We start from the raw sequence: 14,099 nt of genomic DNA on the forward strand, positions 1-14,099 counted from the left end.
TTATATCAAGTTATTCAAAATATCTTCATTAACTAAATTTGGTATGGTAATTTTTAAACCAGGAGAACGTTCCATCTCTCTTTCAATGGCAAAAATGGCTTCCTCATTTCTTGCCCAACTACGTCTTGCGATACCATTATTTACGTCATAAAAAAGCATGTTCCGTAAACGTTTGTTCGCTTCGTCTGAACCATCCAGAAGTAGGCCAAAACCACCGTTGATGACTTCACCCCATCCAACACCACCGCCATTATGAATAGATACCCAAGTAGCACCTCTAAAACTATCACCAATTACATTGTGAATTGCCATATCTGCTGTGAATTTACTACCATCATATATATTACTGGTTTCTCGATATGGAGAATCCGTCCCACTAACATCATGGTGATCACGTCCAAGGACTATCGGAGCGGAAATTTCTCTACTCTGAATGGCTTTGTTAAAAGCTTCAGCAATTTTCATTCTACCTTCTGCATCAGCGTATAAAATTCGTGCTTGTGAACCTACAACTAGCTTATTGTCTTCGGCTTCTTCTATCCAAGTGATATTATCTTGCATTTGCTGTTGAATCTCTTCAGGTGAATTCTGTTTGATTTCTTTTAAAACTTTTGCTGCAATTTTATCTGATATACTGAGGTCTTCTGGTTTTCCGGATGTACAAACCCATCTAAATGGTCCAAAACCATAATCAAAACACATTGGTCCTAAAATATCTTGTACATAAGATGGATATTTAAAATCAATATTATTTTCTGCCATGACGGAGGCACCAGCTCTTGAAGCCTCAAGTAAAAATGCATTTCCGTAATCAAAGAAATATGTTCCCCTAGCTGTATGTTTATTAATTGCATTTATTTGTCTTCGAAGAGATTCTTGAACTTTTGCCTTAAATGTATCAGGTGCTATAACCATTAACTTGTTAGCCTCTTCAAATGATAAACCAACGGGGTAATATCCGCCAGCCCAAGGATTATGCAAAGAGGTTTGGTCAGAACCCAAATGAATAAAAATTTGGTTTTTATTAAACTGTTCCCATATTTCAACTACGTTGCCTATAAAGGCTATTGATACTACTTCCTTATTGGCAATGGCTTCCTTAGTTCTTTTAACCAGAATGTCTATTTGGTCAATGAGTTCGTCAACCCAACCTTGTTCGTGCCTTTTTTTTGCGGCAACCGGATTTATTTCAGCACAAATGGTGATACATTTTGCAATATTTCCTGCTTTGGGTTGTGCTCCACTCATACCGCCAAGGCCAGCGGTTAGGAAGATTTTGCCAGCGGGTGTTTCCTCTTTTTGAAGTACTTTTCTAAAAGCATTCATTACGGTGATTGTCGTCCCATGAACAATGCCTTGCGGACCAATGTACATATAAGAACCTGCCGTCATTTGGCCGTATTGTGTTACTCCTAAGGCATTAAATTTCTCCCAATCATCCGGTTTTGAATAATTAGGAATCATCATGCCATTAGTTACTACGACTCTTGGCGCTTCTTTTGAGGAAGGGAATAATCCCATGGGGTGACCTGAATAAATGTGCAGTGTTTGTTCTTCTGTCATTTCAGACAGGTATTGCATAGTTAAAAGGTACTGTGCCCAATTTTGAAATACTGCGCCATTACCACCATAAGTTATTAGCTCTTCAGGATGTTGCGCAACAGCTGGGTCTAGATTATTTTGAATCATTAACATAATACCAGCAGCCTGTTGAGATTTGGCAGGATATTCATGAATAGGTCGCGCAAACATCTGATAGTCCGGTTTAAACCGATGCATATAAATTCTACCATATGTTTTTAATTCTTTTGCAAATTCTTTCGCCAGTTCAAGATGCCATGATTTAGGAAAATAGCGCAAGGCATTTTTGATGGCTAGTTTTTTTTCTTCTGGACTTAAGATATCCTTTCTTTTTGGCGCTGGGTTCCCCCCTTTAGGGTAATCTTTACTAGTTGGTAATTCAGAAGGAATACCTTTTTTTATAAGCTCTTTAAAAGAGTTTTCTATTATTGTTTTCATTACTTTTTTAAAGTTTAACTAGGATTCACTCGAGTTCCATTCTTCCATACGCCATTTGGTTTTAATTGCCCTTGCTGATATGTGATTTCTTGATAGTTATTAGTTGGATAGCTAATAAAATCAGCTTTGTGACCTATTTCAAGTATTCCACGATCTTTTAGTTTTAAAGCTGCTGCCGCTCTAAATGTTATACCTGCTAAGACTTCAGCATTTGAAAGTTTTTGAAAGGCACCTAGGATGCAAGCTGGTGTTAGTAAATCTCCCATTGGGGCTGAACCTGGATTGTGGTCACTTGCGATAGCTACAATTGCCCCAGCATCTAATAATTTTCTAACAGGAGTAAAATCGCAACCAAGACCAATTGAAGCTCCTGGTAATGCTACTGCAATTGTTTCGCTTTGAGCAAGTAAGTCAATCTCTTTCTGAGAACTCACCTCTAAGTGGTCAGCACTAATTGCTTTGTAGTGTACAGCAATTTCACTTCCGCCAGGTGTAAATTGGTCAGCATGTACTGTGATATCAAAACCTTGTTTTTTTGCTGCTTTAAAATAAGGGGCAATTTCTAAACCTGAAAAAGCACTATCTTCAATAAAGGCATCAATTCTTTGTGTAAGATCCTCAGCTTTAAGCGCAGGAAATAGAGACTCACTGATTTCTAGAAGATATGCTTCTGCTGAATTGTTCCAATCTTTAGGCACCATATGTGCTGCCAAACAAGTGCTTATTAAATCTTGTTTTACCTGAGAATTTGCCTCTTTGATGGCACGTAGCATTTTTAACTCTTGATCTACCGATAAACCATAACCACTTTTGACTTCGAGGGTAGTTACTCCATTTTTTAAGTGACGGTTACTGCGGTGAATAATACCATCAATCAATTGTTTTTTACTAGCCATTCTTGTTTGAGTGACCGTATCCCAAATTCCACCTCCGGCTTTTGCTATTTGTAAATATGACTTTCCTGAATTGCGCATAGCATAATCATTAGCTCTAGTACCGCCGAAACAAATATGGGTATGTGCATCTATTAATCCAGGGATACATACTTGACTTTCGTTAATTACTTCTAGTTCATGATCACCTTTTTTTAATTCTTCATAAGCGCCAATAGCTATAATTTTTCCACCTGAAACAACGATTCCACCATGATTAATTACTTCAAGTTGCTCATCTTTTAGCGCTCCTCTCAAGGGTAGTTTATTAAGAGGAAGAATTTGTGTAAAAGGACCTATAAGTATCGCTTTTTTCATATTAAAAGGTTTCAAATTCTACACGATGTAGGGTTTCCCAGGTTAGGTTATTAGCATACATGGTTTTCGTTATAAGATCCGTTATCTCTCCCGATTGCAAAATTTCAATTGCTAATGCAATATCATCGGCGAAAACACGATCCTTTTCAGCAAAAGAAACCTTTGTTCGCACATGTTTGTGAATTTCATCTAATAAAACACCTGATTTTAAAGGTTTTCTGTATTCAAAGGCTTGTGCCGCTGTAAGCAGCTCAATCGCTAGAATTTTTTCAACATTGTTCAGCACTTGAAGCGCTTTACGTCCGCTAATAGATCCCATACTAACATGGTCTTCTTGACCTAAAGATGTTGGTATGCTGTCGGCGCTTGCAGGAAAGCACAGCCCTTTATTTTCGCTAGCTAAAGCCGCTGTGGTATACTGTAAAATCATGTATCCGCTATTGATGCCAGTATCATCCATTAACAATTTGGGAACGCCCTCGCTATTCCCTTCAAGAGCAAGATATATTCGTCGGTCAGATATATTGCCCAACTCAGAGGCTGCTAATGTTGCATAGTCCAATGCCATGGCTAATGGTTGACCATGAAAACTTCCACCACTAATGGTTAACTCTTCATCAATAATGACAGGATTATCCGTTACAGAATTCAATTCAATTTCTAGTAACTCTTTTAAATGTAACCAAGCATTTCGTGAAGCACCATGAACTTGCGGCATACATCTTAAAGAATATGGATCTTGAACACGCTCACAATCAATATGATCTTCTAATATTTCAGAACCTTGAAGCAATGTTCTAATTCTGCCGGCTACGTGCTGGTTTCCTTTAAAAGGTCTTAACTCATGTAATGCTGCAAAAAAGGGTTTAATAGACCCTTGTAGGCCTTCAATCATCATTGCGCCAATAATATCAGCATGTGAAAGCGCTTGTTTCAATTTTTCAACCACTTTTACAGCGTGAGCAGCAATGAATTGTGTGCCATTTATTAAGGCTAATCCTTCTTTTGGCCCTAGGGTTAATGGGGCTACATTCAATTGTTTTGATAAGTTTTTCATAGAGCATTCTTTTCCATCATACTCAACTTTTCCAAGACCAATTAATGGAAGAAATAAATGTGATAATGGCGCTAAGTCTCCCGAAGCACCGACTGAACCCTGTGAAGGAACAATAGGAATGATATCATTTTCAATATGCCATAACATACGTTCTAAGGTACTCAATGCGATGCCTGAAAAACCTTTTGCTAACGCATGTATTTTTAGAATGAGCATAAGTATTGCGACTTCTTTTTCAATAGGCTCACCCACGCCAACACTATGACTTTTCAAAATGTTAGTTTGTAAAATTTTAGTGTCTTCTCTTGAAATTTTAGTGTTGCAAAGTGGCCCAAACCCAGTATTTATTCCGTAAACGATATTGCCCTTGTCAACAATAGAGGCTACTCTTTGAGCCGATTCAAGAATCTTTAATTTAGCTTTTTTTGATATTTCACCTTTTATCTGCCCTCTAGCTAAACCTAACGCGATACTACTTGTCAGATGCTCTTCTCCATATAAAAAAGTTGTTTTAAGCTGCTCCATCTTGATGATTTGTTTAATCGATTATCGAGATTAAATATTTCGACACCCGCGTCGAATTTTTGGTTAATGTTTTTTAATATCTCCTAGGCTTAATTCAAATTGATATTCTATCAAAATTAAAACGTATTTTTAATAATTACCAATACCTATTTTATCAAGAAATAATAACCATGAGTTATCAATTAGAATTACGTCATTATAGATATTTTATGGCTGTCGCAGAGGCATTGCACTACCGAAAAGCCGCTGAAAGACTATTTATTTCTCAACCAGGTCTAAGCCGCCAAATCAAACAGATGGAAGAAATTTTAGAAACACAACTTTTTATTAGAGACAAAAAAAAGGTGCAATTAACACCCGCAGGGGATTATTTGAAAAAGGAGTTGGAAGCTGCTTTGTCGCATTTAGAGCAAACTACTAAACAAGTTAAGCTAATTGGTAAAGGTCAATTGGGTGAGATTAGAATTGGTTTTTTGGGTTCGGCAATGCAAGAAGTTATTCCCAGTATGCTTTTGCAATTGAAGGAAACATATCCTGAAATTCATACAAGTTTAGAAGAGCTATCAAATAAGGCTCAAGTGAGTGCTATTTTAAAAAATCAATTAGATATTGGTTTTGTTCGTTTATCAAGAATTCCAAGTGGATTAAGAATTAAACCAGTTTTTGAGGATACTTTTTCTTTGGTTTTACCAAAAAATCATGCTTTGAATCCATCAAATTTTAAAGGAATTGAACAGTTGTCCGAAGCTGATTTTATTCTTTTTTCTCAAGACTATAGCCCACTTTACTATGATACTGTAATCAGTATTTGTGAAGATGCTGGTTTTAAACCTCAAATATCACACAAATCAGTTCATGCTCAAACTATATTTAAATTAGTTGAAAATGGTTTAGGTATCTCTATAGTGCCAACAGCATTACAACACGGGTTTCAATTAAATGTCAAGTTTATTGAATTAGCAAAAATTAAACAAAGAGCTGTCTTATCCGTATTATGGAAAGATGACCATCATAATCTTGCCCTAAAACATTGTTTAGACTTGCTCTTTGATAGCTAATAATTTGATAATTTTGACGTCATAATCTAATGCTATGATAATTGATATAATAAAGAAAAGACGTTCTGTATTTCCAGTTCAATATAACGATAAACCTATTTCAAAAGAAATTATAGAGGCCATTCTAGAGGCGGGAAATTGGGCTCCTAATCACAAGAAAACTGAACCCTGGCGATTTAAAGTGTTGCAAGGTAATTCTAAGGACGCATTAGGTACTTTTTTAGCAAATAAATACCAAGAGGTTGTACCAAATCCTAAGAACATAAAGATTAAAAAATTACTCGATAATCCATCAAAAGCAAGTGCAATAGTGGCTATTTGTATGCAGCGTGACCCAAATGAGAGTCTCCCAGAATGGGAAGAAATAGCAGCAGTAGCTATGGCGGTTCAGAACATGTGGCTTTTGTCTACCGAATTAGGCATAGGTAGTTATTGGAGTTCTCCTGGTCTCATTAAGTACATGGATGAGTTTTTTGACTTTAAGGAGGGCGAAAAATGTTTAGGCTTCTTTTATATGGGGTATTCTAATGAAGATTTATCGGAAGGTACTCGAACTCCTATTGCAGATAAAGTGGAATGGATGGAGTAGGAGTTAATTTCAAAAATACCTTAGCTCCTAGCTTTATTTCCAAAAGAGCGACTTATTGGAATGTAAACAATGCTCCACCATGCTCAATAGCTTTCCAGATAAAAAGCCCTGCGTAAATTATTGTAATTAAGAACTTCATAAAAGTTCCAGTTAAAAAACCTAAAAAAGAACCAAAAGCAGCTTTTAGAGCTACTTTCTGATCGGTATTTTTTGACATTTCTCCAACAAAAGCACCCACAAAAGCGCCTATAATTATACCGCCCGGAATGGGTAGAAAAAGTCCTATTAATAATCCGATAATACTGCCGTACATTCCAGCTTTACTACCACCGAATTTTTTTGTTCCCATGGCAGGTATCACATAGTCCATAATAGTGATGAGTAAGGCAAAGAAAAGTGTGATTCCTAAAAACCACCAGTTTTCAGGTACAGCCTCAGTCAGATGTAATAACAATAAACCAATCCAACTAATAGGTGGGCCTGGTAATACCGGTAAAAAGCTGCCAAGTATTCCGATTAGAATGCATAAAAATCCAATAACAAGAAGTGCAATGTCCATAATTAAGTTTGACTAGATTGTTAAGATTTGATTGATGATTTTTTTTGATAGCTCAATTGAGTTCTAGTTAGTTTACTATTAGACAAATTTAGGGCGGATTTGTTACAAGGCCATATAATTTTACAACTAAAAAATTAGTTTAAACTAAAAATTTAGTTATATTTGAATCATAAAACTAAAAACTTAGTTCAATGAAACAGCTTACAAAGGCAGAAGAAGAAGTAATGCAATTACTATGGCAACTTAAAAAAGCTAATGTAGCAGCACTGATTGAAGAGCTTCCAGAACCAAAGCCAGCCTATAACACGGTTTCTACCATAATTCGTATTCTAGAGGATAAGGGTTTTGTCGGTCATGAAAAAGTTGGAAAAGGACATATTTATCACCCGATAGTACCAAAATCGGAGTATAGTAATCAGAGCATTAACAAATTAGTTGATGGTTATTTTCAAGGTTCTTTTCAAAGTATGGTATCCTTTTTTATGAAGAAAAATGATATCAATATGTCTGAGTTAGAGGCTATCATGAAACATATTAAAGAAGACGAAAAATGATAACGTATCTCCTAGAAATTTTAATTTTTCAGTTGGCCTTTCTTTTGGTTTATGACCTTTTTTTGAAAGGAGAGACTTTTTTTCAATGGAATAGGGCTTACTTACTAGTAACCTTTATCATTTCTTTGGTACTACCTTGGATCAAAATAGAAGCCCTTAAAACTACAGTGTCTTCGGAATTAGTCGCCTATCCGCAAGCCTTTTTTCAATTAGATGCTGTTACGGTAGGCCTAGGAGTTGAAAAAGCTTCTTTTTGGTCGCAATGGTTGTGGTATGAATGGATTTTTTTCGCGGGAATTGCATTGACCACCATACTTTTTGTAGTGAAATTGTATCACATAGAAGTCTTAAGACTGAAAGGCCAAAAAAAATATTACCCTCGTTTTACTAAAGTAGTAGTCACCAAGAGTAGTGTTGCCTTTTCATTTTTTAAACATGTGTTTTTAGGTGATGGAATACCTAGAGAAAAAGAACCTAATATTTTAGCACATGAACTGGTTCATATCAAACAATGGCATTCGTTGGATTTGTTGTTTTTTGAACTGTTGCGGATTGTGTTTTGGTTCAACCCCTTGGTCTATATCTATCAATCTCGAATGTCAGAACTTCACGAGTTTATTGCTGATGCTCATGTGGCCAAAACCAATAAAAAAGAACAATATCAATTATTATTAGCCGAGGTTTTTCAAACCCAGCATATCAGTTTTGTCAATCAATTTTTTAAATCATCATTAATCAAAAAACGAATTGTCATGTTAAGTAAATCAAAATCAAAAAAAGTAGTTCAGTTAAAGTACTTGTTATTGCTGCCCGCAATTATGGCAATGTTGTTGTATACTTCTTGTGAAGTGGGTGACTCCAAAGAGATTGAAGAAAATAAAATTGAAATATCCGAAGATGAATATGATGACTTTTTGAAATGGAAAAATAGTAAATCTACTAGTCATGATGCGAATCTAAATCAACGTGTAATCAGGTATAATGAATTAGTGGGAATTCGGAATAAGTTACTTAAAGATATCAATGAAAACGGCCCAGTTATCGAAAAATTAGATAAAGAGCTTGAAGCTTTGAAATTGGGAATGAGGGAATCTCTAAATTCTGCTGTGACAAATATATCAGGTATTCTTTTCTCAGAAGTTGACGAAGTGCCCATATTTCCAGGATGTGAAAATGCCACTGATAAAAGGGCATGTTTTCAAGAAAGTATGCAAAACCATATTAGAAAACACTTTAATTACCCAAAAGAAGCCCAAGAATTAGATATTCAAGGTAGGGTTAGTATTGTTTTTAAAATTACCGAGAATGGGGATGTTGATGATATCAGAATGCGGGGACCTGATAAGGTTTTAGAGGCTGAAGCTCTTCGAATCATTCAGCGATTACCTAAAATGAAGCCTGGCAAGCAAAATGGAAAAGCAGTAAGTGTGCCATTCTCTATACCCATTACTTTTAAGTTAGATAATGGACAGGATATAAATGAAAAAAAGGCCATAGCGATGGCATTGCGGACTATATTAGTAAACTCTGATGTTGACATACTTTTACCAACTCAAATTGGTCTAAATGATAATATAGAAAAGAGCATAGGTCATTATAATAAGTTGGTTAAAGAACGTGGTCGATTACTAGAATCTACCAACGAATCTAATCCAATAATTAAAAATCTTGATGAACAATTAATAGTATTAAAAATAAAAATGCAAGAACAATTAATCGGAGCTATTCAAAACTAATGAAGCACTATTTAGCCTGTTTTTTTCTACTATTTATCTTAAAAGCCGAAGCTCAGACCCCACCTGCCAACAACGTAGGTTCTGCTTCTGCTGCTGATAGTTTATACCTAATCGGCAATTATACCAAGGCTATTAATGCTTATGCAGCATTAGGCGATGAAAATTCAAGTTTGCAGATAGCTCGTTCTTATGCTGCAATGGGTAATACCCAAAAAGCCATAATGCAGTATGAAGGCTTATTGCAGAAATACCCAACTAATACCTTGGCTAAATTTGAATTGGGTAAGCTATTTGACAAGACCAAAAATTATACTGCTGCTCAAAGCGTATTTGTAGCATTAACTCAAAGTAATAGTGATAATCCTGAATTTTATTATTACTTGGGTAAATCATTACAATCAACCTCAGATTATAAGACAGGAAACAAAGCTTTAAAGAAGGCTGTACAATTAGATAGTACTCATTTAAGAAGTATTTATTTGCTGGGCAAATACTATGTTGGTGTTGAAGAACCTGCAAATGCAACACGGATTATCGAATTAGGTTTAAAAACAGCTCCGAATGACGTGGCTTTAATCAATTTAAAAGCCTTAACTAAGTTTGATATCGGTGAATATGAAAGTGCTGCTTCACTTTTTGAACGCCTGGTTGAACTTGGCGAAAAAAAGCCTTTTGTTTATAAAAAATTGGGTTACGCTCAGAGCAATATCAGAGCTTATGAAAAGGCTAAAAGTACCTATAGAAAGTTAGAAGAAATACCTAATTATGAACCTGAAGCTTATATGGGTTTGGGTCAGGTCTTTTTAATGGAACAACAATTAGATAGCGCTGAGACTTATGTTTTAAAATCAATAGAAGCCAAACAATATGTTTTTGATAATGAATATCAAAGCTTAGGGCGTATAGCTCATCTAAAGGGCGAGCTTAAAAAATCACTAGAGTACTATACCAAGGCTTGGGAAGAAAATAAGAGTAATATGTTACATTATTGGCAAGTCTCTATTATTGCGGATGAATATTACAAAGACCCCAATGTTAAAATAGGATATTATGAAAATTTAATTTCGCAATACAAAAATCTACCTCCTTTTTTAAAAGAGCGTGCTGAAAAGCGCATTCGAGAACTGAAGGAAGAAATCCATTTTGCAAAAGATTAAATTACCTCAAATGTTGTAATTTCAGCCAAATTCTTAAGGATACAATGCAAAAGTTTTTGTTCTTATTAATGGTTGTTTTTTTAACTTCTTGTGAACTTTTTCAATCGAAGGCAGTTCGTACGGAAAATAAGGTGCAAGAAGATCTTTTAGCCATAGACTGGAATGATGTAGATTCTTATCCGCTCTTTGATACTTGCGATGAGAATGCACCTAAGAGTGCTCAAAGAAGTTGCTTTCAAGAAAATATGTTTAATTATTTTTCTTCAGCTTTTAGTGATGCGCAATTTGAAGTAGATACAGATATTAACGAGACCCTTCACGTTGATTTTAAAATTGATGAGCATGGTTTTATTACCATTCTTGAGATTGAAGAAAATGTAAAAATCAATGAATTACTACCAGGGTTTAATGCAGAGATTTCAAGTCGTTTGAATGATTTAACGACTGTTGCTCCAGCATTAAAACAAGGAAACCCTGTAAGTATGAAGTTTAGACTTCCACTGGTTTTAAATACCACAAACTAAATTGGCAAACGAGAAAATCATATTAGGTATTGATCCTGGAACTACTATTATGGGTTTCGGAATAATAAAAGTGGTGAATAAAAAAATGCAGTTTGTTCAAATGAATGAATTGTTATTAAAAAAATACAATGATCCCTACACCAAATTAAAACTGATTTTTGAACGTACAATTGAACTTATAGATACCTATCATCCAGATGAAATAGCTATTGAAGCTCCTTTCTTTGGAAAGAATGTACAATCAATGCTGAAATTAGGTCGTGCTCAAGGCGTTGCTATGGCGGCTGGTTTATCAAGACAAATTCCAATAACAGAATACCTGCCTAAGAAAATTAAAATGGCTATTACTGGTAATGGAAATGCCAGTAAAGAACAAGTGGCTAAGATGCTTCAGGGTATGTTGGGATTAAAGGAATTACCAAAGAACTTGGATAGTACAGATGGTTTAGCCGCTGCCGTGTGTCATTTTTATAATGAAGGTCGGGTAGAGGTTGGTAAATCTTATTCAGGTTGGGGTGCCTTTGTAAAACAGAATCCCAAGAAGATTGGATAATGGCTGGTATTTACATTCATATTCCATTTTGCAAGCAAGCTTGCCATTATTGTGATTTTCATTTTTCAACCAATATGAAAAAGAAGTCTCAAATGGTCGAGGCGCTTTGTAATGAGATTTTCTTGCGTAAGAACGAGTTCAAAGGTGAAAATATTCGCACTATTTATTTTGGTGGTGGTACGCCCTCGGTTTTAAGTGTTTCAGAAATAGAACAATTGGTAAATTCCGTTTATGAAAATTATAGGGTTATTTCTGACCCTGAAATTACATTGGAAGCAAACCCCGATGATTTAAATAATATCGCAATATCAGAATTGAATAAAAGCCCAATTAATAGGCTAAGTATAGGAGTTCAATCTTTTTTTGAAGAAGATTTAAAACTAATGAATAGGGCTCATAACGCCCAAGAAGCTCAGAATTGTATTCTTACAGCAAGATCATATTTTGATAATATCTCTATTGATTTGATTTATGGAATTCCTGGTATGTCAGATGAACGTTGGAAAAGTAATATTGAAAAAGCCCTGTCTTTTGATGTTCCTCATATTTCAAGTTATGCGCTCACAGTAGAACCAAAAACTGCATTAAAGAAGTTTATAGAAAAAGGTATCGTTGAAGATGTCGACGATGAAGTAGCACAAAGACACTTTCAAATTTTAAATGAGACTTTAACCAATGCGGGATATTCATGTTATGAAATTTCAAATTTTGGTAAACCTGGATATTTCTCAAAAAATAATACGGCCTATTGGCAACAAAAAAGGTATATAGGTATTGGTCCATCAGCTCATTCCTATAATGGAGAACAACGTGGTTGGAATATCAATAATAATTCAAAGTATATCGAGTCTATTGAAAAAAATAAGGTTCCGATTGAGGTGGAGACCCTTTCTACTACAGACAAGTATAATGAATATGTAATGACTGGTCTTCGCACTATATGGGGAGTGTCGTTACTTAGAATAAAAGAAGATTTCGGGGTTAATTACAGGGATTACCTTATTAGCCAAGCTCAAAAGTATATAGATGAGCACTTGTTGTTTGTAGATGACGATAAACTAATGACGACCAATAAAGGGAAATTTTTAGCTGATGGAATTGCAAGTCATCTCTTTATGCTTAATTTGTCATGATGATTGCAACTATCAAATATAATTCAAGGAATTATAAAATTGATTTATCTAAACCTTTAGATATTTCAATTGCTTTGCGTGGTGATGAAACCAATGTAAATGCTTGGTATTTGGGTCACCCTAAAATAAGGCCCCATGAAGAAGATGGATTTATTGGTAAAGTTTCAGAAGGTTCGTCGGTTAACTTTAATAACATATGGTTTAACCCTCATTCACATGTGACCCATACGGAGTGTGCGGGTCATATTACTGAAGAGTTTCATTCCATAAATCAAAACTTAAAGAACTTTTTCTTTTTGGCTGAGGTCGTAACGGTAGCACCCGAAAAAAAGGATGAAGATTTAGTTATTTCAAAAAAGCAATTACAATATGCTTTAGGGAACAAAAAAAGGAAAGCTCTTGTTATAAGAACGTTGCCAAACTTGCCAAACAAAAATAGTATGCAGTATTCAAATACGAATCCGCCTTATCTTTTAGAAGATGCGATACTATTTTTAAAGACCAAAGGGATAGAACATTTGTTAATTGATTTACCTTCTGTAGATAAAGAAAGAGATGAAGGAGTACTTATTTGTCATCATACCTTTTGGAATACCAAGGGTAAAATAAGAAGTAATGCTACTATAACGGAATTTATATATGTTAATAATACTATTGAAGATGGGACTTATTTTTTAGACCTTCAGTTAGCTCCAATTGAAAACGATGCGAGCCCAAGTAGACCAGTACTTTATAAAATAATGGATTAGTTTTTACAAAATGGATAGTTTAATAGAAGCTTTTTTAGGACTCATTTTAGGAGCAATATTGATGTATTGGGTATATTCAATGTTTACTAAAAAGAAGAAGAGAGAGCTTACTGAACATCAATCTACCGTAATACTAGATAAAATCAAAAGTGTCTGCAAGTTGGTTTCAGTCGAAGGAGATTTTGCTGAAATTTATCGGTATGAAAACATCAAAGATGGTTTCATGAGCATATTAAGTAGTAAAAAGAAAGCATTAGTGGTCATTAATGCAAAAGCTCAAATAGGGTATGATTTAAAAAAGTTGCGACTAGAAGCAGATAATAATTCTAAACGAATAATATTAAAAGATTTTCCGGAACCCGAAATACTCTCAATTGAACCTGATATTCAATTTTACGATATTAAAAACGGATTGTTTAATTCTTTTTCACCTGATGATTTAACTCAACTAAATCAAAATGCAAAAGAACATATTCGAGAGAAGATTCCAGAAAGCGGATTGATAGATACGGCAAAAAAAGAAGCTCTTGAAGCGGTTTTGCTTATCGAAAAGATTGTAGAAACAATAGGCTGGAAACTTGACTATTCAGCTTTGGAAATTAGTAACAGAGAAAAACAACTCTTAGAAGAATAAAT

General features: G+C 34.9%; 14 protein-coding genes. 10 read left to right on the top strand and 4 right to left on the bottom strand.

Annotated elements, in window-relative coordinates; genetic code table 11:
- Genes RM542_RS04535 through hutH form a run of 3 tightly spaced genes read right to left on the bottom strand, consistent with a single transcriptional unit; the run spans position 1 to position 4,851 of the window.
- Positions 1–2,019 carry a urocanate hydratase gene (locus RM542_RS04535; RefSeq protein ID WP_311384526.1) on the bottom strand — a complete coding sequence of 673 codons (2,019 nt, stop codon included), beginning with the start codon at positions 2,017–2,019 and terminating at the stop codon, positions 1–3.
- A 14-nt stretch (positions 2,020–2,033) separates the two neighbouring features.
- Positions 2,034–3,269, bottom strand: a complete 1,236-nt coding sequence (gene hutI / locus RM542_RS04540) for an imidazolonepropionase (RefSeq protein WP_311384527.1) — start codon at positions 3,267–3,269, stop codon at positions 2,034–2,036.
- A 1-nt stretch (position 3,270) separates the two neighbouring features.
- Positions 3,271–4,851, bottom strand: a complete 1,581-nt coding sequence (hutH, locus tag RM542_RS04545; RefSeq protein WP_311384528.1) for a histidine ammonia-lyase — start codon at positions 4,849–4,851, stop codon at positions 3,271–3,273.
- Positions 4,852–5,021: 170 nt separating this feature from the next.
- Between hutH and RM542_RS04550 the strand changes: the two genes are divergently transcribed.
- A complete protein-coding gene (locus RM542_RS04550; protein WP_311384529.1) occupies positions 5,022–5,909 on the top strand; it encodes a LysR family transcriptional regulator in 888 nt (295 codons plus the stop codon).
- Between the two features lie 34 nt (positions 5,910–5,943).
- Positions 5,944–6,498, top strand: a complete 555-nt coding sequence (locus tag RM542_RS04555; RefSeq protein WP_311384530.1) for a nitroreductase — start codon at positions 5,944–5,946, stop codon at positions 6,496–6,498.
- A 52-nt stretch (positions 6,499–6,550) separates the two neighbouring features.
- Here the strand turns inward: RM542_RS04555 and RM542_RS04560 are convergent, their stop codons facing one another.
- Positions 6,551–7,057: a DUF456 domain-containing protein gene (locus RM542_RS04560; protein ID WP_311384531.1), complete on the bottom strand. Its 507-nt coding sequence runs from the start codon at positions 7,055–7,057 to the stop codon at positions 6,551–6,553.
- Positions 7,058–7,248: 191 nt separating this feature from the next.
- Here RM542_RS04560 and RM542_RS04565 point away from each other — a divergent pair, with 191 nt between their 5' ends.
- The 8 genes from RM542_RS04565 to RM542_RS04600 are packed head-to-tail and all read left to right on the top strand — an operon-like array spanning position 7,249 to position 14,097.
- Entirely contained in the window at positions 7,249–7,611 is a 363-nt protein-coding gene (locus tag RM542_RS04565; protein ID WP_311384532.1) for a BlaI/MecI/CopY family transcriptional regulator, read from the top strand.
- Positions 7,608–9,347, top strand: coding sequence for a M56 family metallopeptidase (locus tag RM542_RS04570; RefSeq protein ID WP_311384533.1), 1,740 nt, complete (start codon positions 7,608–7,610; stop codon positions 9,345–9,347). Before RM542_RS04565 ends, RM542_RS04570 begins: the two co-directional genes overlap by 4 nt.
- Complete coding sequence (locus tag RM542_RS04575; RefSeq protein ID WP_311384534.1) at positions 9,347–10,504, top strand: tetratricopeptide repeat protein; 1,158 nt, start codon at positions 9,347–9,349, stop codon at positions 10,502–10,504. The genes RM542_RS04570 and RM542_RS04575 overlap by 1 nt, the downstream gene beginning before the upstream one ends.
- A 44-nt stretch (positions 10,505–10,548) precedes the next feature.
- Positions 10,549–11,028: a hypothetical protein gene (locus tag RM542_RS04580; protein WP_311384535.1), complete on the top strand. Its 480-nt coding sequence runs from the start codon at positions 10,549–10,551 to the stop codon at positions 11,026–11,028.
- A 1-nt stretch (position 11,029) separates the two neighbouring features.
- A complete protein-coding gene (gene ruvC, locus RM542_RS04585) occupies positions 11,030–11,581 on the top strand; it encodes a crossover junction endodeoxyribonuclease RuvC (protein WP_311384536.1) in 552 nt (183 codons plus the stop codon).
- On the top strand, positions 11,581–12,714 hold the full coding sequence (gene hemW, locus RM542_RS04590) for a radical SAM family heme chaperone HemW (RefSeq protein ID WP_311384537.1): 1,134 nt from the start codon (positions 11,581–11,583) through the stop codon (positions 12,712–12,714). Before ruvC ends, hemW begins: the two co-directional genes overlap by 1 nt.
- Positions 12,714–13,463 carry a cyclase family protein gene (locus tag RM542_RS04595; protein ID WP_311384538.1) on the top strand — a complete coding sequence of 250 codons (750 nt, stop codon included), beginning with the start codon at positions 12,714–12,716 and terminating at the stop codon, positions 13,461–13,463. Before hemW ends, RM542_RS04595 begins: the two co-directional genes overlap by 1 nt.
- 10 nt (positions 13,464–13,473) lie before the next feature.
- Entirely contained in the window at positions 13,474–14,097 is a 624-nt protein-coding gene (locus tag RM542_RS04600; RefSeq protein WP_311384539.1) for a DUF4230 domain-containing protein, read from the top strand.
- Positions 14,098–14,099: the final 2 nt, after the last annotated feature.

It is taken from the genome of Croceitalea sp. P059 (assembly GCF_031846365.1).
Classification (GTDB): domain Bacteria; phylum Bacteroidota; class Bacteroidia; order Flavobacteriales; family Flavobacteriaceae; genus Croceitalea; species Croceitalea vernalis.